The following is a 25313-nucleotide window of genomic DNA, read 5'->3' as shown; positions in this document are numbered from 1 at the left end:
AATGGGGAATAGAATAGTAACGGTTTGGTTGTGTATTTTATTCCCTATTTTCTTAACCGCGTGTGGGGGCGGAGGCGGCAGCGATGAGCCTGCATCTGCCAGTAACCAAGCGCCACAAGTCACGGTGTCGGGCAATAGCCAAGTCAATGAACTTTCTACACTGACGGTTGCGGCATCAGCAAGTGATTCAGATGGCTCTATTAGCCGCTTTACATGGCAGCAAACAAGCGGCCCTACAGTCAGTATAACCAGCAGTAATGAGCAACTCACTGTTGCTATTCCCGCCGTAAACGAAGATACCCCCATCAGTTTTTCAGTCACCGTGACTGATAATCAAGGTGCGACAGCCAGTGCCTCGTATACAGCGACCATTGTTAATGTTAATCAAGCACCGAGTATCGTTGTACAGGGCCCACAAATCTCCCCCTCTAGCAATATAATAACACTCAGTGCAAATGCCACCGATGTTGACGGTGAAGTCCTGAGTTATAACTGGAGTCAAACAGCTGGGCCAAGTGTGGTATTTAGTAATGGCAGTAGTGAAATCAGTTTTACGACCCCTTCAGTGAGCAGTAATACAGAATTGGCATTTACTGTGCGCGTGACAGATAACTTTGGTGAGCAAACAAGCACAGATTTTAGTGTTGTGGTCAGTGCCAATATTGCTCCTTCAGTATCAATTTCTGGGCAGCAAACAATCCGAGAAGGGGTGGAGGGCACATTAAGTGCGGTTGCCATTGATAGCGATGGCAGCATTACAAATTACAGTTGGAGCCAAGTATCAGGCCCTACAACTTCATTTACTGCCAGTGGGAGCGAATTGATGTTTACAGCCCCTGAAGTCGATGCAGATAGCGGCGTGCGTTTTCAAGTCATTGTTACAGATAACGACGGGGCTACACGCTTGGCCGAATATGATGTCGTGATTGAAAATTTTGTAAATGTTGCCCCAGTGATTACGGCTGACCCTATTGCCAATATTACTGAGCTCACTGAGGCGTCAATCAGTGTTATTGTGACCGACACTGATGGCACAGTCAGTGAAATTACGTGGCAGCAACAAAGTGGACCCACACTAAACTTTGTTCAAAATGGCCAAGCAATTAGTTTTACTGCCCCCGAAGTGTCTGTGAATAGTGAGGTCGTATTGTTAGTCACGGCAACCGATGACATGGGGGCGATATCATCGTTAACGCTGACGTTTACGATTGTACATGTTAACAAAGCGCCCACTATTGACGCTATTGCCTTTACTACGGAGTTTAATCAACCGAGGGATTTCACGGTTAACGTAAGCGATGCTGACGATGATGAGTTATCGGTTACTTTTGCCAGTGACATTGGGGGAGCAACCATCACTACGCTCAATGCGACACGTTTTAATTACCAATATCAGCCAGCAGAAAATAGTATTGCTCAAGCCCCCTTCAAAGTGACCGTATCAGATGGTGTTGACAGTAACGAGGCGACAGTCAGCGTTACAATCACAGACACAACAGCAGCCACTGTCGTGAATGTGAGCCCACAGGATAACAGTCAGGCAGTGAGTGCAAACGCGCGTATCTCATTTTCGTTATCTGACGTAATGAAGACCACAAGCTTATCGTTTAATGAAAACGAAGGGGTGTGTACTGGCTCAGTGCAATTATCAGCAGATAACTTTAACAGTTGTTTAGCGCTTAGCTCACTGGTCTTATCAGGCCCAGAAGCGAATACCAGTGAATACTTTAACGGTGCTGAATTTACGGCTGCTTTGAGTGAGTCAACACAATATCAATTAAGGCTGACCAGTGACTTAGTTAATTTTGCCGATACGCCCGTGTCTGCACAGATTATTACAACATTTACGACGGGCAGCGAAGATTTAAAAATCACCGAGGTGGTGGCGATTCGATTTACGAACGACACCCCATGGTTTGAACTTTACAATGGCACTAACAGTGATGTGAATTTGGTTGATTACAGCGTCAGGGTTAAGAGTCGTGATAGCGCGGATAATAGCGTTGCGGCTTCTACGATTTTTACTCTACCTAATCAAATTCTTGCTGCCGGTGAGTATGTGATTATTCACAGTCGCTTTGGGGATTCATTATTTTATGATGCTGCTGATCAGAATAAATACATTGCCTTTATTGGAGACATTGGTTCCACTGTTCGCCCTTATTGGTTTTTAAATGGGTTTATTGAATTACTGACGAGCGATCAAGCTCAAACTATTGACTTTGTTCGCTTTGGAAATGATACAACGGAACCGACATCGGTGGGTCAATGGCAAACGGGAGCGGCACCCACAATCTTGAACTTTACGGGCTCAAGTATCAAGCGTGACCAGAGCAGCACAGATACGAATAGTGCCACCGACTGGACATACAGCACCTTTACCACTCCTGGAGGGGTCAATGATATCACGTGCTCGTTAGATGAAGACGAAGACGGTATTCCTGATTGCTCAGAGCAACCAGGCTCAACATTTGCTGGATTACCACTTTATGATTGGGGAGCCAGAGCAAATCAAAAAGATATCTTTATTGAAGTAGATTACATGGACAGCAGTGATGCAGGCATTACACCTCACAGGATGGCGCTTGAAAAAGTGGCATCGTCATTCGCTGCAGAAAACATCGTGGTGCATTTTGATGTGGGTGATTTGTTTCACCAAGCTGAGGGGGTATCACCTGCTGATCATGATTTAGGTGGCGGTGACCGTGTTATCTTTAGGCAATATACACCGTATAGCTTTAACCAAGGCGTTGAGAGTTTATTTCATTATAAAATGGCTAATTTCGATATGCGCCGTAAACCGATTTTTCATTACATGTTAATGGCGAATAGCCGCAATGTTGATGGCAGTGCAGGGTCATCTGGCGTTGCCGAAATTAACGGTAACGATTTAATGATAAGCCTTGGCAACTGGGGCTTGTCGTTGGACAATCAAATCTCAACCAATTTAGCCTATAACTACCAGGCTGCGACAATCATGCATGAACTGGGTCATAATTTAGGGCTTGATCATGGCGGTAATAATGCCGTGAACTATAAGCCGAACCATTTAAGTATTATGAATTATCTTTATCAATTACGCGGTTTAGCGACAATAGGAAATAATGAAGGTGACCGTTATTATTCAAGTCGTTATAGAAACAACCCAAATTGTGGTGTGCAAACAGCCGACCTTATCAATGGCCCACAAGGGTCGCCTGATAACTTTGTGATGTCGTTTTCTCATGGTTTGGGAAATGCACTCGACGAAGCAAATATTAATGAAGCAAATGGCTTGGGCTACCCAGGTTCCACTGCGATAGACTATAACTGTAATTTAGATCTTACTGAAACCTTAAGCCAAGACACCAATGGTGATAGTAACATTGCAACGTTGAGTGATGTCGATGAGTGGAGTCTTATTAAGCTGCGCTTTTATACCTTTTTCTCGGGTAACCGTTTAGGAATTAATACTGTTCAAAATGATCAATCAGAAGTGTCTCAAGTGCCTGTTCAACACATCATTGAAGAGCAAGCTCCTTCACGTTATTTATTAGAAGAGATCAAAGCAGTAAGAACATCACAAGGTGAAAACCCATGAAGTCCTTCGTGTATATAAGTGTGATGTTCGCGCTCTGTGGCTGCAAGCCTGCTGCAGATTCTGCATGGCAAATGTCATCAAGACTTAGCTTTGATGGTTACCCGATTAATTGGCAAGCAGAATCAATAAAAGGGTGTGAACAATGTGAGTTTAAAAAAGAGCGTCTGTTGGAGCCCGATGGTGTCAGTGATGTTATTACTGTTTTTCAGCAAGGGCAGTGGCGTGCAGAACACCGACAATCTCATCAAGCTCGTATTGTCTTTGAAAATGGCGCGCATTTTTTACTTGTTAAAACACGGGAAGATGGCTTATTAGAATTAGAAAACAAGCACGCTGAACTTAAAATAATCACCAAGCTTGCACAACCGTTCACAGTCAATATCGGCGAAAATACGTATGATGCGGTTATTAGTAAATTTGAAGAACCGCGTTCTGATTTAGGTCTTTCAGACCCTTTACCGGTGAAACTCGATTACACGGTACTAAAAAGCCAATAGTGTCACTATTGGCTTAATGGCTTTTAAGATTTAACGGCGGTATTTACTGCGGTAATTATCAACCCATAAACGGGTGCCTCCGCAGACTGCAACAGGCATCACAATTAAATTAACAAAGGGGATTGCTGTGAGCACCATAACGGCAAGGCCAAAACCATAAGAGAGAGTTTGTTTTTCTTTTAAATCATCTTTCATATCATTAAAGCTGACTTTGTGATTGTCAAATGCGTAATCCTCATATTGAACGGCATACATCCAACACGTAAACAACACCCATAAGAGTTGACCAATAACAGGTAAAATCCATAGCAAGATAAAAAAGCCAATTGCTCTTGGTAAGTAATAGCAGAGTTTTGTCCATTCACGCCCAAGCATTCGTGGCACATCTTTCATGGTATCAAGTAGCCCATCATCATTGACTTTTTGACCCGTCAAAAATAGCTCGACTTTTTCACTCAGCAAGCCATTAAAGGGGGCGGCAATAAAATTGGTGATGACGGTGAACAACATACTGTAGCTAAATAAAATCACTAATACGGCAATAGGCCACATTAACCATTCAAGCCAGCTAAGCCACTCTGGTAACAGCGAGTTTAAATAGGCAAAGCCATCGGTAAGCCAGCCGTATAAAAAGAACAGTGAGCTGCCAAAAAGTACGATGTTGATTAATAAAGGAATAAGTACAAAACGTTTTAACCCTTTTTGGCTAATTAATTTAAAGCCAGAAAAGAAGTATTCCATACCTTGAGTAAACTGCACGCGATAACCTCTCATTATTACTTCGTGTTTGCAGTATATGATTTTCACTGTATTTGAACAGCCTTTTTCCGTAACAAAGTGTTTTTTCAGTTACATAGCAAGGAACTACGCGGTAGTATGGTAGTCATACGTACCGATAAGAACGAATAATGAAAACAGCACTAGAGGATCAGACGATGATCCGATATTATTGTTAACAGAATTAACAAAAATGACATATTCAAGATGGGAGTTTTATGCAGTTAGTCGATTTAAATCCACATGATCCTGAAGTAGTACACGTGTTTTCTGATATAGACCGACTTATAAACTCTTTATATCCAGTTGCAACCGCACAATCATTAAGCGTCGAAGAATTAGCAGAACCTAACGTGTATGCAATTGGCTTAAAAAACGAGGATGGTATTGTTGCCTGCGGTGCTATTGTGATGCAAGAAGGGAATCCGCCTTATGGCGAAATTCGCCGTTTGTATGTAAAACCAAGCTATCGAGGTAAAGGGTTATCACGTCGTATTATGCAAATTTTACTGCATCATGCGGGAGAGCAACAAATTCCCCTTATTCGCTTGGAAACAGGCCCTAAGCAAACAGAATCAATTAGTTTGTATGAGAACTTGGGGTTTCATCGTTGTGGGCCGTTTGGTAATTACACTGAAAACCCACAAAGTTTATTTATGGAATTAGGGCTTAATCAATAACGAGTTAACCTAATCACATTATTTATGGGGTTATTGTTATAGTTAAATTATGTGCGCGTCTGTTTGGCTTTTTGTCGCTTATTGTACTCAGTGCATGTGGCGATAATAAACAGTCAGACACGGTGCGTGTATCCCCCGAGCAACGTAATAAACATAGCCCTTCTGACCTTGTTGTTGGCAGTAATACCTTTTATTTCAATTCATGCCATTCGGTAACCGGTGTTTTTAATGACAAGGGTGAAATTACCTCGCGAATTATATTGAAAATACCGCCTCGCTTTTTGAGTACTTGCTCCAGTTCAACTGAAAACCCGCGCCAGTTAGAGTTTGATGGCACCTACCTGATTGTTAAACTCTGTCGTGTTGCCTTTGGTGCCGGAGGATGTGGGGTTGAAAAATACAGAAGTAAAGACTTTGAACATTGGCAAGAGTATATCGGTATCACGTGGCGTAATGGTGAGCAATATGAAGCGTGGCGACAGTTAGGGTCTTCCTCTGCAAAGGCTGACGAAATTATTCACGTTAAGCACTGAGAACGCCACGTACTAAACACGTTATTAAATACGCTGATTCTTCAGCCAATGTAATCTACAACTTAATCAGTTTCTCACATCAAAAATCACTCGTTACGAGTAAAAATACTTGTTGGACTTAAGTCACTATTTTTCTTTTAATGCGCGGCAATACCCTTGCCGATTTTGGCACCATTAAATAAAAGAGAAAGATAGATGAAAGAGACAACATCACTAGAACAAGCTCGCACGAGCTACAATGTTCGTCATTGGAGCCAAGGATTCTTTGGTATAAATGATCAAGGTGATGTGTATGTTGCGCCAAAGGCCCATGCCCCAGAGCAAACCATTGCACTTATCGATATAGCACAGCAACTACAAGACAAAGGTTTAAGTTTGCCGGCGCTTGTGCGTTTTCCTCAAATTTTACATCACCGTGTACACAGCCTGTGTCAGGCATTCAATACGGCGATTGAAAACTATGGTTATCCGAGAGATTACCTGCTTGTTTACCCAATTAAAGTGAATCAACAACGCGAAGTGGTTGAGGAAATTGTGGCAAGCCAAGCCGATGTTGAGAAAAAGCAATTAGGTTTAGAAGCGGGCAGTAAACCCGAACTACTGACTGTTTTAGCGATGGCAGAAAAAACCAGTGCAGTGATTGTATGTAATGGCTACAAAGATCAAGAGTATATTCGTCTGGCACTTATCGGCGAAAAGCTGGGTCATAAGGTTTACATCGTACTGGAAAAGCTATCTGAATTAGACATGGTGCTCAGCCAAGCAAAAGAGCTAAACGTGAAGCCTCGTATTGGTATTCGTGTTCGTTTAGCGTCACAAGGTAAAGGCAAGTGGCAAGCGAGTGGCGGCGAAAAATCAAAGTTTGGTTTATCGGCATCGCAAGTACTGAGCGTGGTAAATCGCTTAAAAGCGTCTGAACAATTAGATTTAATTCAGCTTGTGCATTTTCACTTAGGGTCGCAAATGGCCAATATTCGTGACGTACGTTTAGGCGTGAGCGAAGCGGCACGCTTTTACTGTGAGTTGCGCAAGTTAGGTGCGCAAATAGAGTGCTTAGATGTGGGTGGTGGCTTAGCAGTTGATTACGATGGCACACGCAGTCAATCACATAACTCGATGAACTACAGTCTTAGCGAATATGCGAATAACATTGTTTACACCATTGGTGATACCTGTAAGCAGTATGAGCAACCAATGCCGCGTATTATTTCTGAATCTGGCCGTGCGCTGACTGCGCATCATGCGGTATTGATTTCGAATGTGATTGGTACTGAAAGCTACGAGCCTGAAGATATTCTTGCGCCTGCGGCCGATGCACCTCTTTTATTAAACAATATGTGGACATCGTGGCAACAGCTAAGTGGTGATAACGACGACCGTGCGTTGATTGAAATCTACCATGATAGTCAAAGTGATTTAGCCGAAGCGCATAATCAGTTTGCACTGGGTTTACTTGATTTAACAGAGCGTGCATGGGCGGAACAAGTTAACCTTCGTGTCTGTTATGAACTTAACAAACACATGGATAATAAAAACCGCTTTCATCGTCCAATTATCGATGAATTGAACGCGCGTTTAGCAGACAAGTTTTTTGTGAACTTTTCATTGTTTCAATCTCTACCTGATGCATGGGGTATTGACCAAGTGTTCCCTGTTTTGCCATTGAGTGGTTTAACAGAAGCACCACAAAAACGTGCTGTACTACTTGATATTACGTGCGATTCAGATGGTGCCATGGAGCACTATGTGGATGGCCAAGGCATTGAAAGTACGCTACCTGTGCCTGCATATAGCGAAGAAAAACCATATTTAATGGGCTTTTTCTTAGTGGGTGCTTATCAAGAAATTTTAGGCGATATGCACAATTTATTTGGTGACACACACAGCGCAATTGTGAAAATGGATGAGCAAGGTCAGGCAGAGATCACTGAAATTAACGAAGGTGATTCGGTGGCTGACATGATGCGTTATGTGCATTTAGATGTAGAGAGCTTCCAGCAGTCTTATGCTCAGCTGGTGGCTACAAAACTGCCAGAAACTGAACAGCAAAGCGTGTTAGACGAGCTGCAAGCTGGCTTAAACGGTTACACTTATTTAGAAGAGTTATAAGCAATGTCGACATTGTTTGACCATACAGATCATTCGTTATATTCAAACGGCATGACGTTTTTACGCCAGCCAATGGTGCAAAACATCACTGCAATTGATGCGGATGTCGTGGTATTAGGTTTACCTTTTGACTTAGCAACATCGGGGCGTCCAGGTGCACGACTAGGTCCAGACGCTATACGCCGCGCCTCTGTACACCTTGCATGGGAAGAAACCAAATACCCTTGGACATTCCCATTGTTTGAGCGCTTAAAGTTAGCGGATGCAGGGGATTTTACCTACCCCGTAGGCGACCCTGAGTATTTCACTGCGCAGCTTGAATTAGCGGCTGAGCAAATTTTACGTCAAGGTAAAACGTTACTAGGTTTAGGTGGCGACCATTTTGTGACGTTGCCATTGCTGCGCGCACATGCCAAACAGCATGGTAAAATGGCTTTGGTGCATTTTGATGCGCACACAGACACTTACAGTAATGGTTCACGCTATGACCACGGTACTATGTTTTATCATGCGCCGATGGAAGGGCTGATTGACGTTGACCACAGCATTCAAATTGGTATTCGCACTGATTTTGATCAGAGCAAACATGAATTTGCGGTCATTGATGCTATGGCAGCAAATGACCTGTCGGCAGATGTGATTGCAGAGCAAATTAAAGCGCGAGTAGGGGACTTACCTGTTTACCTGACTTTTGATATTGATTGCCTTGACCCCGCATTTGCACCGGGGACTGGTACACCAGTATGTGGCGGTTTAACCAGTGATAAAGTGTTAAAAATATTAAGAGCGCTTAAAGGCATTAATATGGTGGGTATGGACGTGGTTGAGGTTTCACCCTCGTATGATCAAAGTGAGCTTACAGCCATTGCGGCGGCCACGATTGCTAATGAATTACTGCATTTGTGGGCCTTAAAACACAAATACTAAATGTGAGATGCAAAGAGCGCCCTTAGGCGCTCTTTTTTATTGGCAGTAAGTTTAAACTTAGGCGCTGCGAACATCGACCCTTAATTTTAACCTTTGGCCTGGTTGAATGTATTTTTGCCCAGCCAACGAGTTCCACTTTATAATATCATCCACAGAGACATTAAACTTAGCAGCGATACGTGCTAATGAATCGCCACGGCGAACTTTATAGGTAATGGTGCGCTCGGTCGTTTTAGTCGCTGCAAGCTGTGTTTTTTCATCTTTATACACCGTTAGTGTTTGACCAACACGTAACACTGCATTTTTCTTAAGATTATTCCACTTAGCAAGTTCAGCAATTGTGACATCGTATTCGCGGCTTATGTCCCACAACGTGTCACCACTGGCTACTTTATGGCTCAGTTTTTTTCGCGTTGCTTTATTTGCAGCCATGCGAACAGAGTCTGGCAGGTGTTGGCTGTTAATTTCGCCATCACTTAAAGGCACTAATAATTGTTGCCCAACACGTATTGTGTTTGATGACAATTTATTGAGTGTTTTAATCGCTCCCGCACTGGTTGAAAACTTTTTCGCAATAACCGATAAGCTATCGCCGCGCGCCACAACATACTGTTGCCAGCGTAAACGATCTTTTTGCTCTGTTTTTGCCAATTTCTCAGAGAAGGTGTCTATTTTATCTGATGGTAATAATAAGAAATGCGGCCCATTCGGATCGGTTGCCCAGCGGTTAAAACCGGGGTTCAAACGGTATAACTCCGTTAAGCTAATACCTGCCATATCTGCAGCGAGGGCTAAATCAATTTGACTTCCTACGTTAACGACATCGATAACTTGTGCATTAATAATCGGTTGCCACTTAATACCAAATTCATCGCTACGTTTAACAAGATCAGAAAGTGCGAGCAGCTTTGGTACGTAAGAGGTGGTTTCTTTGGGTAAATCTAACGACCAGAAATCGGTCGGTAAATGCTTCTTACGGTTCTTTTTAATCGCTCTTAGTAAACGACCTTCACCTGAATTATAGGCTGCAATTGCATTTAACCAGTCACCTTCTAAGGTCTTGTGCAAATAGGATAAGTAATCTAAAGCAGCCCGCGTTGATTGCACGATGTCGCGACGACCGTCATACCACCAGTTTTGTTTTAAATCGAAACGCTCGCCTGTTTGTGGCATAAATTGCCATATGCCTGATGCACTGCGATGTGAATAACCAAAGGGATCAAATGCACTCTCAACAATTGGCAGCAGTGCAATTTCGATAGGCATTTCACGTTTTTCGACTTCTTCAACAATAAAGTAAAGATAAGGCTCGGCACGTTTGGCGATACGATCTAAGTATGCTTGATGGCGTGCATAATAGTTACGCTCGGCGACAACAGGGCGATTTTGCGGTACATCAATAGATAGCTGGTAGCGAATACGCTCCCATACATCATCAAATACTGGGGGGGGCTCATCAGTATCAGCTAATTGCTGATACTGTGCGTTGAGCATCAATGCATCATTGATGTCACTGGGGCTTGCGCCTGCAAGCTGTTGCTCAACACGGTTGTCATTATCTGACCCAGCAGTGTCAGTTGCTGTTAATTGACAGCCACTCAAAACCAGCGCAAGCGTTAAAACTAAAGGAGACTTATACATACATACCCATACATCAGGTAAAAAAACTCGGCGAATATTACCTGCTCAGAGAACATATTGCCACTTTATGACCAATTTATGTCAGCTTATTTTTACAACGTACTGATCTAAAAATACAAAATTGTAACCAAGATAATACACGTTTTAAAAATTATCTTTCCACGCCCTGAGACTAGCAAAACGTTGCCAAGGTTCATTTAAGTTAAAATTAACTTTTAGCGTGTCGGGTAACTGGTCAGTTATGTGGGGCAAATGACTGCGTAAAAATGGATTTAGCTGTTTTTCAATGGCAATGGTGGTGGGCAGACTGATGTCATCATTTGCTCTTAATGTGTCTATTTTATCACTGTACCTCAATAATGCTTCATTTGTTGGCTCAACCGCCTTAGCGAACGCTAAGTTGGCTTGCGTATATTCGTGGGTACAGTAGATTTTACAGTCATCAGGCAGCGATTTAAGTTTACATAACGAATGCCACATTTGTTCTGCACTGCCTTCAAATAAGCGGCCACAACCAGCACTAAAGAGTGTATCGCCCGTAAAGCTCAATTCATCATTAACATAACAAATGTGATCCAAAGTGTGGCCAGGTGTAGCAAGCACTGTAAATGTGCGATCATAAACCGTGACTTTGTCTGCTTCTGAAAGCGGGTGATTAATCCCTTTAAACGGACTGTGTCTTGGCCCGTATACGGGAATGTCACGGTTGGTTTTGAGCAATGGCTCAACACCATCAGTGTGATCATAATGGTGGTGTGTAATTAAGATACCTGCCAAGGTGAGGTTATGCTCATCAAGATACTGGTTGACGGGGTCTGCTTGGCCTGGATCAACGACCCAAGCGCTTTGTTGGTCATTATTTACAATGCACCAGATATAATTATCAGAAAAGGCTTTAATTGCTTTAACTTGCACCATGTTTAATTGCTCTATAAAGTGACAGTTAAGATACAGTATAACGAGCTCAGAAAATGAAACCAGCCCTTAGTTTTCAAGAAGGTCCTAAGCCGTACTCGTGGCAGCAGTTCCCTCATGGGGACTATTTGCGTGCTGAAATTGAAAGAAAGTTAACACCTTGGTTGCCACGCATGTTTGGTTACCACATGCTTAAATTAGGTAATTTAAGTGGCGAGCTTGCTACGAGTGAGAGCCCCATTAAGCATCAGGTTTGTGTTGCTGAGCCGGGCTTATTTACCGGTGTTATTGCCGATGTTGATGAACTGCCTTTTTATGAGCACAGTGTCGATGCGTGTATTTTATCTCATTGCTTAGAGTACCATTCTGACCCGCATCATATATTGCGAGAAGCACACCGTACGCTGATCCCAGGTGGATACATTGTAATAAGCGGTTTTAATCCATTTAGTTTATGTGGCTTGGCTCAATTGTTGCCGTTTAGCCGTCAAAAGCTGCCTTGGACGGGGCGCTTTTTTACCCCTTCACGCGTCAAAGACTGGCTGAATTTATTAGGGTTCGAAATTATTTCTGATGAGCGATTTATCCATTCGTCGCTTGCACGAGGTAATCGATTATCGCGATTTGCGGCATGGCGTCGCTTCGGTAAACATTACTTAAAGCCTATGGGCAGTGTCTATTTACTCGTGGCACGCAAGCGAGTAGCACCACTGACGCCAATTAAACCTAAATGGCACGCAAGACCTCAATTTTCACCTGTAAAAGGCGCAGGTCTTCGCCAAACATCAAAGCAGCACTGTGAGCGGGATAGCTAAATAGTGCTGTTTGTCATCGCTTTTAAGCGGGTACTGGCCAGCGCGAATATTTAATTGAATCGACGGATGCAACAATTTTGGCACTGCTAACGTTGCATCTCGGCTTTCACGTATTGCAATAAAACTCTGTTTATCACCTTTTAAATGCTCGTTTTGCTCTCGCTGTTCTTTAACCGTTGTTTTGTACGCGAGTGCTCGGCCGTCGGGTTGATAGTCGTGACACATCCAAAGCAGGGTATCATCCGGCAGTGATAAAATACGTTGTAAAGAATCATATAGCTCAGCCGCACTGCCGCCTGGAAAATCACAACGTGCTGTGCCGCTGTCTGGCATAAAGAAAGTGTCGCCAACAAATACATTGCCATTTATGTGATAACACACGCTATCAGGGGTGTGACCGGGGGTGGCAATCACATCGACTGTAAATTCCCCTAACTGAAACTGTGCTTTATCAGCGAATAGTTGCTCAAAGGGTTCGCCATTACATGGCATATCAATATTATAAAGCTTACTGAAATGTGCTTGTACGTGAACAATACCTTCACCGGTGCCCAGTTTACATGGGTGAGCGTGTTGCAGTTGCTGTTTAATATAGCTTGATGCGGTAATGTGATCTGCATGAGCATGTGTTTCGAGCAACCACTGTAATGAAAGTTTATGCTGCTTTATGTAGGCGATAATTTCATTGGCAGTGCTAAAACTTAATTCACCACTTGGCATATCAAAATCAGCTGGTGCATCAATAAGTAGGCAGTGTTTGCTGTGTTCACACCATACTAGATAGCACAAAGTTGCGCTTTGTTGATGAAAAAAAGAATGAATGCGCAGAGCCATAATGAGTCCTTAATTATTGTTATAGCTAAATCTTATAACATATAACAAAAACTTTAAATGCTCTGCGTTAATTTTTAACTTGCTTCGTCGTAACCGGTGTCTTCAAGTAGGGCATTGCCACCTGCTGCTTCACGGGCAAGGTCATCAACGAGTTCATTGTATTTATTCCCGCTGTGACCTTTTACCCAACGCCACTCAATGGTGTGTCGTTGGCAAGCTGCATCAAGGCGTTTCCACAAGTCGACATTTTTGACGGGTTTTTTGGCTGCGGTTTTCCAGCCTCGTTTTTTCCAGTTTTCAACCCATGACTCAATACCTTGTTTGACATATTGGCTGTCGGTGGTAAGGATAATATGGCAGGGGCGGGTTAATGTTTCGAGTGCAACAATGGCTGCGAGCATTTCCATCCGATTATTTGTAGTAAGGGTATATCCTTGGCTTAATTGCTTCTCATGACCGTTATACCGCATTACTGCGCCATAACCTCCTGGCCCCGGATTACCTAAACATGACCCATCGGTGTAAATCTCTACGGTTTTTTGCACTGTTTTACCTTGATATTATGTACAATAAAGTGATTATAGAAAGATACCAGAGTCAGGCTTAAGACGATATGGCACATAGACAAATAGTTTTAGATACAGAAACCACGGGTATTGACCCAAAGCAAGGCCATCGGATTATTGAAATCGGGTGTGTAGAGCTTGTAAATCGCCGCCTTACTGGCAACAATTTTCACGTGTATATAAATCCACAGCGTGACATTGAAGAAGAAGCCATCGATGTTCACGGTATTACTAATGAGTTTTTACGTGATAAACCGTTGTATCACCAAATAGCGCATGAATTTCTTGAGTACATAAAAGGCGCAGAACTTGTCATCCACAACGCGGCGTTCGATATCGGCCATATGGATAATGAGTTTGCGCTGTTGAATCAGGGCTATCCGAATACTGAAGATGTCTGTCAAATTCTTGATACCTTGAAGATGGCGCGTGATTTGCATCCTGGTCAAAAGAATAACCTTGATGCGTTATGTCGTCGTTATGATATTGATAACTCAAAGCGAACCTTACACGGCGCATTACTGGATTCCGAGATTTTAGCCGACGTTTACCTCGCCATGACAGGTGGGCAAGTTAAGCTAAATTTAAATCAGAATAAAGATGAAGGTTCAGAGCAACAAATGGGTGGTATTCGACGCGTGAGCGCTGATAGAGCGCCACTGGTTGTATTAAAGGCCACAGAGCAAGAGCATGCCGCTCATGAAGAGCGTTTAGACTTGGTCGCAAAAGGCGGTCAATGCTTATGGCGTGCAGAATAAGGTAATAAAATGAGAAAACAGCTTCTAGCAGGATTAGTGTGTGTATTGCCCTTGATGGGACTTGCCACTGAGCAAGATAAAATAACCCCGTTACAGCGTGACGGGATTCAAAATGAAATTCCTCTACTAGATAACCGTTTTCGCATTGATCACAAAGTTGATAAAATTACGTTATTATTTTTCCGTAAACGCGGTGCACCCGCCGTGGTGCTTGTACGCCCAGATGGCAGCAAGTACTACGCGACTGACTCGGTGAAGAACGCCAATTTAGACTGGCATGATGAACTAAGCTACGATTTGATCACCATCACAGACCCGATGCCTGGCCCTTGGCAAGTCGTTGGCAGTATTTTGCCAGACAGTCGAGTAATGGTATTAGGCGAAATTGAATTACGTGTAGACCCTCTCCCTCCCATGTTGTTTCGTGGCGAAACCATTAAATTAACAGGCCGAGTACTCAATGATGGTAAGCCAATTGAGGTGGGGCAATTTCGAGATGTCATAAGTCTACATGTTGATTTTGTAAGTACCAATAACAGTGACTTCGCTAATTTTGGAGCGGGCACACAAAGTGTTACCGATTTTAAAGATGATGGTCGTGGATTTGATGAGCGCCCCCTTGATGGTGTGTTTACCGGGGAGTTTAAATTAGTCTTCCCAGCAGGGGAGTGGCAACCAGAGTTATATATAGAAACACCTATATTAAAACGCACTGTAGTACAAAAGCCGATTGTTGTTCATGAGCCTCCTTTTAGCTATGACATGGCATTAGCAAAGCAAGATACCGATGAGCATACCTTAACGATTACTTTAAACCCTGAAATCGTCAAACCAGAAACAGTGCTTATTCAAGGTAAAATCTATTACCCCAATAATGAAGAGCAAATGTTTTCAATTGATGCTGATAAATCTCAAACCAGAGAATTAGCAATCAAAAATTATGATTGGGGTCGATACAGTGTCGAGCTATCGGTGTTTGGTAGCAATATAAATGACCGTGAATTTATGGCGACGCTGCCGACGTATAAATTTGAAATTGAACGACCCATTGAGATTGTACCTGAAATTGTTCGTCCAGAAGTCGATTTAGCAGCGCAAGCTGAGCAGCAAAGAATCCTAGAAGAAGAAAAAAAAGCATCCACTGTGCTAATGGTGACACTTATTGTTGTTGGAAATTTAATCGTTCTTCTATTAGGGTGGTTAGCCATTCGTATTTTTGTGCAAAAGAAACCACTTAAATTCAAATTATCGTTACCGTTTTTAAAGAAAAAAAGCTCATCTGAAAATGTTGAGCAAGCAACGAATGAAAATGAAGTTGGCAAAAATGGTTCAAAAAATGACAAATCAGGTGAAATTTTAAACCTTTCGATGTCAGATGACTAAAAAACCTGTAAAAATACAAAAAAGCCCTTGACGAACCAGAGGGTGATTCGTATTATTCACGCCGCTGTCAGGGGAGACTCAGTCAGCAACGAAATTGTGGAGTGGTAGTTCAGTTGGTTAGAATACCGGCCTGTCACGCCGGGGGTCGCGGGTTCGAGTCCCGTCCACTCCGCCAATTTTCGACAATTTGTAAGTACGCGCTGGAGTGGTAGTTCAGTTGGTTAGAATACCGGCCTGTCACGCCGGGGGTCGCGGGTTCGAGTCCCGTCCACTCCGCCAATACTTACACAACTAATGGTTGTAAAACATTTTCCTTCGCGGAGTGGTAGTTCAGTTGGTTAGAATACCGGCCTGTCACGCCGGGGGTCGCGGGTTCGAGTCCCGTCCACTCCGCCAATAGGAAAAAATAAATAGCATTAGATACTGCGGAGTGGTAGTTCAGTTGGTTAGAATACCGGCCTGTCACGCCGGGGGTCGCGGGTTCGAGTCCCGTCCACTCCGCCACTATTTAACAGCTATTTAATTACAAAATTTGTATCGCGGAGTGGTAGTTCAGTTGGTTAGAATACCGGCCTGTCACGCCGGGGGTCGCGGGTTCGAGTCCCGTCCACTCCGCCAACAAATTAAGTAATAACAATGATATCTCTGCGGAGTGGTAGTTCAGTTGGTTAGAATACCGGCCTGTCACGCCGGGGGTCGCGGGTTCGAGTCCCGTCCACTCCGCCACTTGATATCATGAACAAATTTAGTGCATTACCCCATGCACATACCACTGCGGAGTGGTAGTTCAGTTGGTTAGAATACCGGCCTGTCACGCCGGGGGTCGCGGGTTCGAGTCCCGTCCACTCCGCCATTTGTTTTCCTCAAACAAATGATTGATTTTAAAAAACACCCCTTTATTCTGATAATCTCGTATCTCGTATCTCGTATCTCGTATCTCGTATCTCGTATCTTTCCAATTAACTTGCTAATATTCTTCACTATTCATATTTATTCAGCTTCTTATTTCTGCATGAATAGCAAAGAATGACCGCTCCACAATAGAAAAGGACATGCGTTATGAGTACATTCGGATCACAACTAAAACACTATCGTAGTGAGCTTAAACTAAACCAACCAGAATTTGCTGAGCAAGTAGGGATAGAGCAAAGTTACTTATCAAAACTTGAAAACGATAAGTCAGTGCCTTCTAATGACACATTTCGCTCTATATTAGCCGCACTCAATTTAACCATTTGTGATTTTATGCAGCCATTAAAACACTCAGTAGATAAAGCTCGGCTGATTAATGTGCCTGATATTGAAGCTTGGTATAAGCAACAAACTAACAAACAATTTATTAAACAGCGTTCACTGATTTATAGCGCCATACTGATTAGTGCTTTAGGTTGTGCGCTATTTTATTTAGGCCATCAAGAAAAGTTATTTAACACAGAATTTTATGAGTACAAATCATACGGTGTAGTGAAAGATAATGAGCCGGATGGTATTTTTTATGATTGGCGGACACTACTCGTAGATAAAAGCGGGGAAAATATAGATGCAAAACATCGCGAAATGACTAACAGACGTGATTTTAAATTTATTATTTCACCTGACTATAAAGGCACTTCGTTCGTCGAGTCAGGCGAACAGGGCAGGCGTTTATTTAGTGTAACTTCAAAAACACCTATTATTAAGTCGCATAAAGGCCATGTGTGGCTTGAGTTTGTTGGTATTTTATTGGTTGTGATAGGCGTAGGACTTATCACCTTTGAGAGCAAACTGACAAAACACTCGTAATTAGCAGTGAATCCTGACGCTTGTTAATTGGCGTCAGGGTTGTGTGGAATAAGGTGCGAAAATTGTTGCTGGTGGATTTGTTCATATAGCGTTGCTGCATAGCTTTGTGCGTCTTGCAGACGGCGAGTACTAATGTGCTTTCTTAAATCATTTAGGGCAGCGGTTGCAGGCTCGTAACCTTGGCTGCTGGCGAGACTCAACCAGACGGAACCATGGAAAACACTGTGCGGCACGCCTTGGCCTTTTATAAAAAACAGCCCCATGTAAAATTGTGCTCTATGATTACCTGCCATTGCAGCTAAACGCATCCACTTAGCAGCAAGTGGCGCTTGTTCGTTTTTAAGATAATACAAAGCTTTGTTTAGTGTTTTTTCAACTGATTGCGTACTTTTTTGTGGCTCATCCCCTGTATCAGGCTGCGTTATAAAGGCAAGTACGTTGTCAAGTTGTTGCTCTAAATCTAAGCCTACTGGCGATTTATCAGACATAGTTTAGTTATTTTCTTGAAATAAAAGACCTTATTAGTTTAGAACATTGCAAGGTAAATTGTCCTCTAATTATGAGAAAATATGATAAAATTAGCCAATTAATCTTAACTTAAAGTTCAACATGTTCGAAAGACTTTTCAAAATACGTGAAAACAACACGTCAGTCCGCCGTGAAACCATTGCGGGTATCACAACATTTATCACTATGGTTTATATTGTTTTCGTTAATCCAGCGATGCTAGCAGAAGCAGGTATGGACCAAGGTGCTGCGTTTGTAGCAACCTGTATTGCTGCGGCGATTGGGTGCTTTATTATGGGGTTGTGGGCAAATTACCCATTAGCGTTGGCTCCAGGCATGGGCTTAAATGCATTTTTCACCTATGGTGTCGTACTTGGTATGGGTTACAGTTGGCAAGCAGCGCTTGGTGCGGTGTTTATGTCGGGATGTATTTTTTTATGCTTGAGCTTATTTAAAGTCAGAGAATGGATTATCGACGCGATTCCTTTGGTTTTAAAGCGTGCTATCGCAACGGGTATTGGCGCTTTTTTAGCGCTAATCGCATTAAAAAATGCAGGGATAATCGTCGCAAGTCCTGCCACACTGGTGCAATTAGGTGATATTACTGCGCCTGGCCCTTTATTGGCTATCTTAAGCTTCTTTGTGATTGCTGCGCTATTGTATCGTGATATGAAAAGTGGGGTGTTGATCAGCATCTTGTTAGTGACGGGCATCGCATTAGGTTTAGATCTTGTTGAATACAAAGGCATTGTTTCTATGCCACCTTCAATTGCGCCTACGTTTATGCAATTAGATTTTGCAGCCGCACTAGAAATTTCGATGTTGACGGTTATTTTTGCGTTTCTCTTTGTAGATCTATTTGATACGTCAGGCACGCTTGTCGCTGTAACACAAAAAGCGGGCCTTGCTGATGAACAAGGTAAAATGCCACGTTTAGGCCGAGCGCTGAGTGCGGACAGTACTGCCACGATTGCAGGCTCTATGCTAGGAACGTCGACAACCACATCATACATTGAGTCAGTGGCCGGTGTATCTGTAGGTGGGCGTACAGGTTTAACGGCGGTAGTCGTGGGAATTTGCTTTTTGCTTATGATGTTCTTTGCACCGCTTGCCAGTATGATCCCAGCCTACGCAACAGCAGGCGCGATATTGTACGTGGCCGTCTTAATGATGCAAAATTTAAAGCTGGTTAATTGGGATGACATGACAGATGCAATTCCTGTAAGCGTAGTGCTATTAATGACCCCGCTAACGTTTTCAATTGCGCATGGTATTGCACTGGGTTTTATTGCGTATACTGCGGTTAAATTAGTGTGTGGTAAAAAAGATGAAATCAGTGTGAGTGTATGGGTACTAACTGCGCTATTTATTATTAAATTCGCGTTTTTATCGTAATGAATGCAGACCAAAGAAAAAGTGAATTACCACTTTTTCTTTGGGGCAAATAACACATCTAAATCGTCTTGCTCTTGCTCTGCTTTTTTCTTTCTTGATGTTGCGTTCGACGCCTTTAGCTCCGTGCTGATAGCTTCTAAGTAATTTTCGATTTCCTGCTTTTTAGTATTTATGTAGTCATCGCTGTAGCTTACAGAAGCAAGTGTGGCTAACGCTTTTTCAAAGTACTGACGTGCTGAGCCAACCATGTTTGCTGCACGCGCTGAAATACCGCGCTTAATTTGGCTTTCAACATTGATTCTTAATTGCAACTTTTCTAAACGCTTATCCTCGGCCACAAATACCTGACTATCTACTTTGCCTTTACCATGTTCAGAGCGCAGTAATGCACGTAACTTTTTGATACTTTGGATCAGCGAAATTAATTGTTTGTCATTATCGGGTAATACAAGTGCATCAGAATTATTAGAGTCAATTGGCAAGGTCAAGCGCTGCTTAGCTTCGTTTAAGCGACTTTTTAGTTCTTTTGAGTTAGGTGATAGCTGCACCATGCTCGCTAATGCATCATAAACACGGCGCTGAATAATACGTAAAATATTTTCAGACATCGGAATGTTTGTACTATTGAGCAGTACTTCTTCTGCTTCTTCGATGATTTTTTTCTGTTTTGTTAGTTCTTTGCGACGCTCTGACTCTTGTTTTTCTTTATGTTGTTGCACCGCGCTTACCCACAGTGCAATGACAATCAAGGCAACAATGAGCATAATGATGATAGAAACAATCATAGCTAAATCTCAGTTTTCACTATCTAATTTTTTTATCTTACATTAAAAATATTACATCTGGATAGTTTTGCGCATACTTATGTGCAATAAACTATCAATCAACCATTCTTTTTTATTAGGGTCGTGTTAAGCAAGCATGTTTATTGAGTATTTTATGAATAAACATCGCTACCGAGTCACAGTTGAATGTGGTAGCCTTAGAAAGAATCGCGATAAAAGTAAAAAATGACAGTGCGATGAAATATCACTTGGCATTGCGCTTAGCAGCCTTTATAAATAAAGAATAACAACGTTTACAATGCAGCCATGAAACTACAACAACTCAGATATATAGTCGAAGTCCAAAATCATAAACTCAATGTCTCTGCGACAGCTGAAAGTTTATTTACATCTCAACCAGGGATCTCAAAACAAGTTCGTATGCTAGAAGACGAATTGGGTGTTCAGATCTTTGGCCGTAGTGGTAAGCATTTGACACATGTAACCAGTGCTGGCAATGAAATCATTAATATTTCACGAGAAATCTTGTCGAAAGTTGAAGGTATCAAAGCCGTCGCAAATGAACATACTTTGCCAGATCAAGGTAAATTGAACATTGCAACCACGCACACACAAGCCCGTTATGCGCTGCCAAATGTCATTCAGGGGTTCATGAAAAAATACCCCGCGGTGTCACTGCATATGCATCAAGGCACGCCGCAGCAAATTTCTGATGCGGCAGCACGTGGTGATGCTGACTTCGCTATCGCGACCGAAGCATTACACTTATATTCTGACCTTGTCATGCTGCCTTGTTATCACTGGAATCGCAGTATTGTGGTTGCAAAAACACACCCGTTGGCGAAAAAAGCAGATAACCTGACTGTTGCCGATGTCGCGAAGTATCCGTTAATTACCTATGTGTTTGGCTTCACAGGTCGCTCTGAACTTGATAAAGCCTTTAGTGCACATGGGCTCGAACCGCATATTGTGTTTACAGCCACGGATGCCGATGTTATTAAAACCTATGTGCGTCTTGGCCTTGGGGTTGGCGTGGTAGCGTCGATGGCAATTGATCAAGTGACAGACAACGATTTAGTGTGTATTGACGCAAGTCATTTATTTGAAGCGAGTACCACTAAGATTGGCTTTAGAAAAGGCAGCTTTTTGCGTAGTTACATGTACGACTTCATTGAGCGCTTTGCCCCTCATTTAACAAAAGAATTGGTTGAACGCGCCAGTTTACTGCGTAATCAAGAAGACGTAGATAAGCTGTTTGAAAATATTGAATTGCCAATCAAGTAGTGAAGTTATTAAATTAAAAGCCGCTTAAAAGCGGCTTTTTTGATAATGGGCATGTGTCATACCATATATGGTATTAATTAACACTCAATGATATTAACCGCTAAACCGCCGCGTGCGGTTTCTTTGTATTTAGTTTTCATATCATTACCTGTGTCGAGCATGGTTTTGATGACTTTATCGAGCGTTACTTTTTGTTCACCAGAACCGCGCATAGCTAAACGAGAGGCGTTAATCGCTTTAATCGCCCCCATAGCATTGCGTTCAATACACGGAACTTGTACAAGACCGCCTACGGGGTCACAAGTTAAACCTAGGTTGTGCTCCATGCCAATTTCAGCGGCATTTTCTACTTGTACTACGTTACCACCCATTATTTCGGTCAGGGCGCCGGCAGCCATAGAGCAAGCAACCCCGACTTCACCTTGACAGCCAACCTCTGCGCCAGAAATTGACGCATTCTTTTTATATAAAATACCAATTGCAGCCGCTGTTAATAAATAACGTGTCGCAATATCACGGTCTACTTCTTTGATGAAGGTGTTGTAATACATTAGAACCGCAGGAAGAATACCGGCAGCACCATTTGTTGGCGCAGTGACCACACGGCCACCCGCTGCGTTTTCTTCGTTTACTGCAAGCGCAAATAAATCAACCCAGTCCATAGCACGCAGCGGATCATTGTTTACTTCAATGTTTAGTTTAAGGTGTAAGCTGGGGGCACGACGTTTAACTTTTAAGCCTCCAGGGAGGATACCTTCGGTACGCATACCACGCTCTATACAGGCTTTCATTACTTGCCAGATATTAAAAAGGGTGTCTTTTATCTCATTTTCGCTGCGCAACGTTTTCTCATTATGCATCATTAATGTCGATACACTAAAACCTGATTCGCGACATAACTCTAGCAATTCTTTGGCTGTATTAAAGGGGTAGGGTGCTGGATTTTCTTCACGAACATCAAGGGCTTTTTGTTTTTCATTTTCAAACTCTTCATCTGTAACAATAAAGCCACCACCAATAGAGTAGTACACTTTACTAAAGAGCTTTTCGCCATTTTGACTTGCTATGATTTCCATCGCATTTGAATGCTTAGGCAAGGTTTTTCTACGATGAAAAACAATCGCACCTTGTTTAGGGAATTTCGCTTTGTGGCTCTGATTTAAGTAGATAACTTGTTCTTTTTCGATTTTAGCTAATATGTCATCAACTAAGTCAGCATCGATTGTTTCAGGGTCGTAACCTGCTAAGCCTAAAATAACGGCTTTGCCAGAACCGTGGCCGATACCTGTTTGGCCAAGCGAGCCAAATAGCTCAACTTTTACATCGGTTACCTGAGACAATAAGTTCTTTTCTTCTAGCTCATTTACAAATAAACGTGAAGCGCGCATTGGACCAACAGTGTGAGATGATGATGGGCCAATACCAATACTAAACATATCGAATGCACTGATCATAATTTGCTACTCATTTTTTATTAAATACGGCGTATTTTCTGCCTTTGAACGGTGTCACATAATAACGTGTATGTGAGCGTGTGTAACCCTAAAAGCATGAAAATTAAACTGGTAGGGCGAGTTGTTTTATAAAGTTATTAATAATACTGGCTGTTGCTCCCCATAGAAGACCATGCGGTGTCATTAAGCCTTTTAAAACGAATGTTTTACCGTTTCGTTGAAAGCTTAGCGGTTGCCAGTTTCTGTGATCGCTTAAATGTGAAATAGGCAGTAAAAAGCTCACTTCGACTTCGCTGGGATCTGCCTGCCAACCGGTTCCTGCAGCAAGGCTGCATACATAGGGGGCAATCGTAAACCCTGTTAATGTTGAGTACTGATGAAGTTGCCCATGCACTGTAACATTATGTGCAGCAATATTAAGCTCCTCATGAAGTTCCCGCAGTGCCGTGTGCATTAATGACTCATCCTGCATCTCGAACTTACCACCCGGTAAACAGATCTCCCCTGGATGGTGAAGTAAATGACGAGGACGCTTACACAATATTAAATGTGCGTCGTTTTCAACATCGATGAGCGGTAACATCACCGCACTGGCACGCTTATCCGCATTAATGTGAATTTGCTGTGCAGGCTCAGTGGCCATACTTAAGCTGAAGCGGGTGATTAATTGCTGGCTATTCAAGGTTATTACTTTAGTAAAGGCAATATTTTATTTACTTTATCGTATGTTTCTTGGTACTCCAAGTCGACCTGTGAATCTGCGACAATACCGCCTCCGGCCCAGCAGTATATCGTGCCCTGATGGCACACTAAGGTACGTATGGTGATACTCGTGTCCATATTACCGCAGGCACTTAAGTAACCAATTGAACCACAGTATACGCTTCGGCGATGTGGCTCGAGCTCTTCTATTATTTCCATGGCACGAATTTTAGGTGCGCCTGTGATAGAGCCCCCAGGAAATGCAGCGTGTATTTGATCTACAGCATCTTTACCGTGCGCTAATTCGGCTCGAACAGTGCTGACTAAGTGGTGCACCGCTGGGAAGCTTTCAATGGCAAATAAGGCGGGAACAGTAACCGAGCCCGGTTTTGCCACTTTGCCTAAGTCGTTACGTAATAAATCAACAATCATGACATTTTCGGCACGGTCTTTTTCTGACTGTTGTAGGCGCAGTGCTTGTGCCTCATCATCGGCGTGTTTGGCTAAACGTGGTAGTGTGCCTTTAATTGGCTTGGTTTCAATTTTTCCTTGGTTTATGGCAATAAAACGCTCTGGAGAAATCGATAAAATGGCGCCGTCTGGGTGGTTTATATAACTCGAAAAAGGTGCTTTGTTGGCGTCTCTTAAGGTGCGATATGCATGCCATGTTGAGCCTGAAAACTCAGCGCTAAAACGCTGTGCTAGATTAATTTGATAACAGTCGCCACTTTTTAAGTAGGCTTGAATTTGTTCAAACTTTTCAGTGTAGCTGGCTTTTGTCATGTTCGACTGCCAATCACTATTGAGAGTGAACGGTACAGAATCTGTGGGTGTTTGAGATAAAAAGTGTTGATATTGAGCTAAACGATTATGGTGTCGCTGAGCAACATAAAACCAGCTTTGCTGCTGTTTATCGAAAATCAGTGCATCAGGATATAAACCCAGTGCCATTTGTGGCATCGCAATATCATTGTCGGCATGCGATGGCATGGTTTCTATTACACGACCAAAATCGTATCCAAAGTAGCCCAGCCAGCCCCCCGTAAAAGGAAGCCCGTTTGGATTGGCTGTATTATCAAAATCATTAAGTGCTGATTTCATTAGCGTGAAGCAATCACGGGGTTGCGCTTCGCCATTTAAAAAGCATTGGTTGTTGCGAACTTCTAATGTGTTTAGTGGTTCAATGGCAATGATATCAAAACGACTGTTTACATGATTACTATTTGCTGAATCAAGTAACACGGCATAGGGCAAATGAGCAAAATGAGTAAAGAGTGAGATACAATCATCGGTTAAATCTAATTTTATGCACAAATTTTCATCGTTTATCATTTACATTGCCTTGAATAACTAGCCCGAAACGGGCGAGGAGGTTATCATAAGTTAAAT

The 25313-nt window shown here is 42.6% G+C and carries 22 protein-coding genes and 7 tRNA genes; 19 read left to right on the top strand and 10 right to left on the bottom strand.

Translation table 11 applies throughout. From position 1 onward, the window contains the following. Window position 1: 1 nt before the first annotated feature. Window positions 2-3580, top strand: coding sequence for a tandem-95 repeat protein (locus LPA49_RS01080; protein WP_230235254.1), 3579 nt, complete (start codon window positions 2-4; stop codon window positions 3578-3580). Next, window positions 3577-4077, top strand: coding sequence for a hypothetical protein (locus LPA49_RS01075; RefSeq protein ID WP_036967447.1), 501 nt, complete (start codon window positions 3577-3579; stop codon window positions 4075-4077). Before LPA49_RS01080 ends, LPA49_RS01075 begins: the two co-directional genes overlap by 4 nt. Before the next feature lie 30 nt (window positions 4078-4107). On the opposite strand, the gene cysZ is transcribed toward LPA49_RS01075, so the two are convergent. Next, entirely contained in the window at window positions 4108-4836 is a 729-nt protein-coding gene (cysZ, locus tag LPA49_RS01070) for a sulfate transporter CysZ (RefSeq protein ID WP_036969154.1), read from the bottom strand. A 236-nt stretch (window positions 4837-5072) separates the two neighbouring features. Between cysZ and LPA49_RS01065 the strand changes: the two genes are divergently transcribed. The 4 genes from LPA49_RS01065 (at window position 5073) to speB (ending at window position 9103) form a co-directional block, all read left to right on the top strand. Then, window positions 5073-5534, top strand: a complete 462-nt coding sequence (locus LPA49_RS01065) for a GNAT family N-acetyltransferase (protein ID WP_036967450.1) — start codon at window positions 5073-5075, stop codon at window positions 5532-5534. A gap of 71 nt (window positions 5535-5605) precedes the next feature. Further along, window positions 5606-6067 carry a hypothetical protein gene (locus LPA49_RS01060; protein WP_051501748.1) on the top strand — a complete coding sequence of 154 codons (462 nt, stop codon included), beginning with the start codon at window positions 5606-5608 and terminating at the stop codon, window positions 6065-6067. Between the two features lie 195 nt (window positions 6068-6262). Next, window positions 6263-8176 carry a biosynthetic arginine decarboxylase gene (gene speA, locus LPA49_RS01055; RefSeq protein ID WP_065979330.1) on the top strand — a complete coding sequence of 638 codons (1914 nt, stop codon included), beginning with the start codon at window positions 6263-6265 and terminating at the stop codon, window positions 8174-8176. Between the two features lie 3 nt (window positions 8177-8179). Next, window positions 8180-9103: an agmatinase gene (gene speB / locus LPA49_RS01050; RefSeq protein WP_036967455.1), complete on the top strand. Its 924-nt coding sequence runs from the start codon at window positions 8180-8182 to the stop codon at window positions 9101-9103. Window positions 9104-9160: 57 nt separating this feature from the next. Here speB and LPA49_RS01045 read toward each other — a convergent pair whose 3' ends face one another. Further along, complete coding sequence (locus tag LPA49_RS01045; RefSeq protein WP_230235253.1) at window positions 9161-10744, bottom strand: LysM peptidoglycan-binding domain-containing protein; 1584 nt, start codon at window positions 10742-10744, stop codon at window positions 9161-9163. 144 nt (window positions 10745-10888) lie between these two features. After that, window positions 10889-11662, bottom strand: a complete 774-nt coding sequence (gene gloB, locus LPA49_RS01040) for a hydroxyacylglutathione hydrolase (protein WP_182395080.1) — start codon at window positions 11660-11662, stop codon at window positions 10889-10891. A 53-nt stretch (window positions 11663-11715) separates the two neighbouring features. On the opposite strand from gloB, the gene LPA49_RS01035 reads away from it, so the two are divergent. Beyond that, window positions 11716-12474, top strand: a complete 759-nt coding sequence (locus LPA49_RS01035) for a class I SAM-dependent methyltransferase (protein ID WP_036967464.1) — start codon at window positions 11716-11718, stop codon at window positions 12472-12474. Here the strand turns inward: LPA49_RS01035 and LPA49_RS01030 are convergent. Continuing rightward, the gene (locus tag LPA49_RS01030; RefSeq protein WP_118844426.1) at window positions 12445-13308 is read right to left on the bottom strand and encodes an MBL fold metallo-hydrolase; all 864 of its coding nucleotides are present in this window, start codon (window positions 13306-13308) and stop codon (window positions 12445-12447) included. The genes LPA49_RS01035 and LPA49_RS01030 overlap by 30 nt on opposite strands. A gap of 74 nt (window positions 13309-13382) precedes the next feature. Next, window positions 13383-13853 carry a ribonuclease HI gene (gene rnhA / locus LPA49_RS01025; protein WP_118844425.1) on the bottom strand — a complete coding sequence of 157 codons (471 nt, stop codon included), beginning with the start codon at window positions 13851-13853 and terminating at the stop codon, window positions 13383-13385. Window positions 13854-13921: 68 nt separating this feature from the next. Here rnhA and dnaQ point away from each other — a divergent pair, with 68 nt between their 5' ends. The 10 genes from dnaQ (at window position 13922) to LPA49_RS00975 (ending at window position 17797) form a co-directional block, all read left to right on the top strand. Further along, on the top strand, window positions 13922-14632 hold the full coding sequence (gene dnaQ, locus LPA49_RS01020) for a DNA polymerase III subunit epsilon (RefSeq protein ID WP_230235252.1): 711 nt from the start codon (window positions 13922-13924) through the stop codon (window positions 14630-14632). Window positions 14633-14686: 54 nt separating this feature from the next. After that, on the top strand, window positions 14687-16015 hold the full coding sequence (locus tag LPA49_RS01015; RefSeq protein ID WP_074989324.1) for a TIGR03503 family protein: 1329 nt from the start codon (window positions 14687-14689) through the stop codon (window positions 16013-16015). Between the two features lie 98 nt (window positions 16016-16113). Further along, window positions 16114-16190: transfer RNA gene (locus tag LPA49_RS01010), tRNA-Asp, on the top strand. 27 nt (window positions 16191-16217) lie between these two features. Next, window positions 16218-16294 (top strand) — tRNA-Asp (locus LPA49_RS01005). 40 nt (window positions 16295-16334) lie between these two features. Further along, window positions 16335-16411 (top strand) — tRNA-Asp (locus LPA49_RS01000). Between the two features lie 31 nt (window positions 16412-16442). After that, a tRNA-Asp gene (locus LPA49_RS00995) sits at window positions 16443-16519 on the top strand. A gap of 37 nt (window positions 16520-16556) precedes the next feature. After that, window positions 16557-16633: transfer RNA gene (locus LPA49_RS00990), tRNA-Asp, on the top strand. A 31-nt stretch (window positions 16634-16664) separates the two neighbouring features. Continuing rightward, window positions 16665-16741 (top strand) — tRNA-Asp (locus LPA49_RS00985). A gap of 50 nt (window positions 16742-16791) precedes the next feature. Beyond that, window positions 16792-16868, top strand: a tRNA-Asp gene (locus tag LPA49_RS00980). A gap of 206 nt (window positions 16869-17074) precedes the next feature. Beyond that, window positions 17075-17797 (top strand): helix-turn-helix domain-containing protein, encoded by a 723-nt coding sequence (locus LPA49_RS00975; RefSeq protein WP_118844424.1) that lies wholly within the window; start codon window positions 17075-17077, stop codon window positions 17795-17797. 23 nt (window positions 17798-17820) lie between these two features. Here the strand turns inward: LPA49_RS00975 and LPA49_RS00970 are convergent, their stop codons facing one another. Then, complete coding sequence (locus LPA49_RS00970; protein WP_036967474.1) at window positions 17821-18285, bottom strand: sel1 repeat family protein; 465 nt, start codon at window positions 18283-18285, stop codon at window positions 17821-17823. 121 nt (window positions 18286-18406) lie between these two features. Between LPA49_RS00970 and LPA49_RS00965 the strand changes: the two genes are divergently transcribed. Further along, window positions 18407-19699 (top strand): NCS2 family permease, encoded by a 1293-nt coding sequence (locus LPA49_RS00965; protein ID WP_065978728.1) that lies wholly within the window; start codon window positions 18407-18409, stop codon window positions 19697-19699. A 26-nt stretch (window positions 19700-19725) separates the two neighbouring features. Here the strand turns inward: LPA49_RS00965 and LPA49_RS00960 are convergent, their stop codons facing one another. Further along, a complete protein-coding gene (locus LPA49_RS00960; RefSeq protein ID WP_065978727.1) occupies window positions 19726-20484 on the bottom strand; it encodes a hypothetical protein in 759 nt (252 codons plus the stop codon). Between the two features lie 306 nt (window positions 20485-20790). Between LPA49_RS00960 and cysB the strand changes: the two genes are divergently transcribed. Then, on the top strand, window positions 20791-21768 hold the full coding sequence (cysB, locus tag LPA49_RS00955) for an HTH-type transcriptional regulator CysB (protein WP_036967477.1): 978 nt from the start codon (window positions 20791-20793) through the stop codon (window positions 21766-21768). 77 nt (window positions 21769-21845) lie between these two features. Here cysB and LPA49_RS00950 read toward each other — a convergent pair whose 3' ends face one another. The 3 genes from LPA49_RS00950 to pabB form a co-directional block, all read right to left on the bottom strand. After that, window positions 21846-23222 (bottom strand): L-serine ammonia-lyase, encoded by a 1377-nt coding sequence (locus tag LPA49_RS00950; protein ID WP_036967478.1) that lies wholly within the window; start codon window positions 23220-23222, stop codon window positions 21846-21848. A 103-nt stretch (window positions 23223-23325) separates the two neighbouring features. Continuing rightward, the gene (locus tag LPA49_RS00945) at window positions 23326-23904 is read right to left on the bottom strand and encodes a CoA pyrophosphatase (protein ID WP_074989271.1); all 579 of its coding nucleotides are present in this window, start codon (window positions 23902-23904) and stop codon (window positions 23326-23328) included. 5 nt (window positions 23905-23909) lie between these two features. Beyond that, window positions 23910-25256: an aminodeoxychorismate synthase component I gene (gene pabB / locus LPA49_RS00940; protein WP_180310929.1), complete on the bottom strand. Its 1347-nt coding sequence runs from the start codon at window positions 25254-25256 to the stop codon at window positions 23910-23912. Window positions 25257-25313: the final 57 nt, after the last annotated feature.

This window comes from Pseudoalteromonas sp. MB41 (assembly GCF_020966275.1).
GTDB lineage: Bacteria > Pseudomonadota > Gammaproteobacteria > Enterobacterales > Alteromonadaceae > Pseudoalteromonas > Pseudoalteromonas lipolytica.
This window is presented reverse-complemented; position numbering and strand designations above follow the sequence as displayed.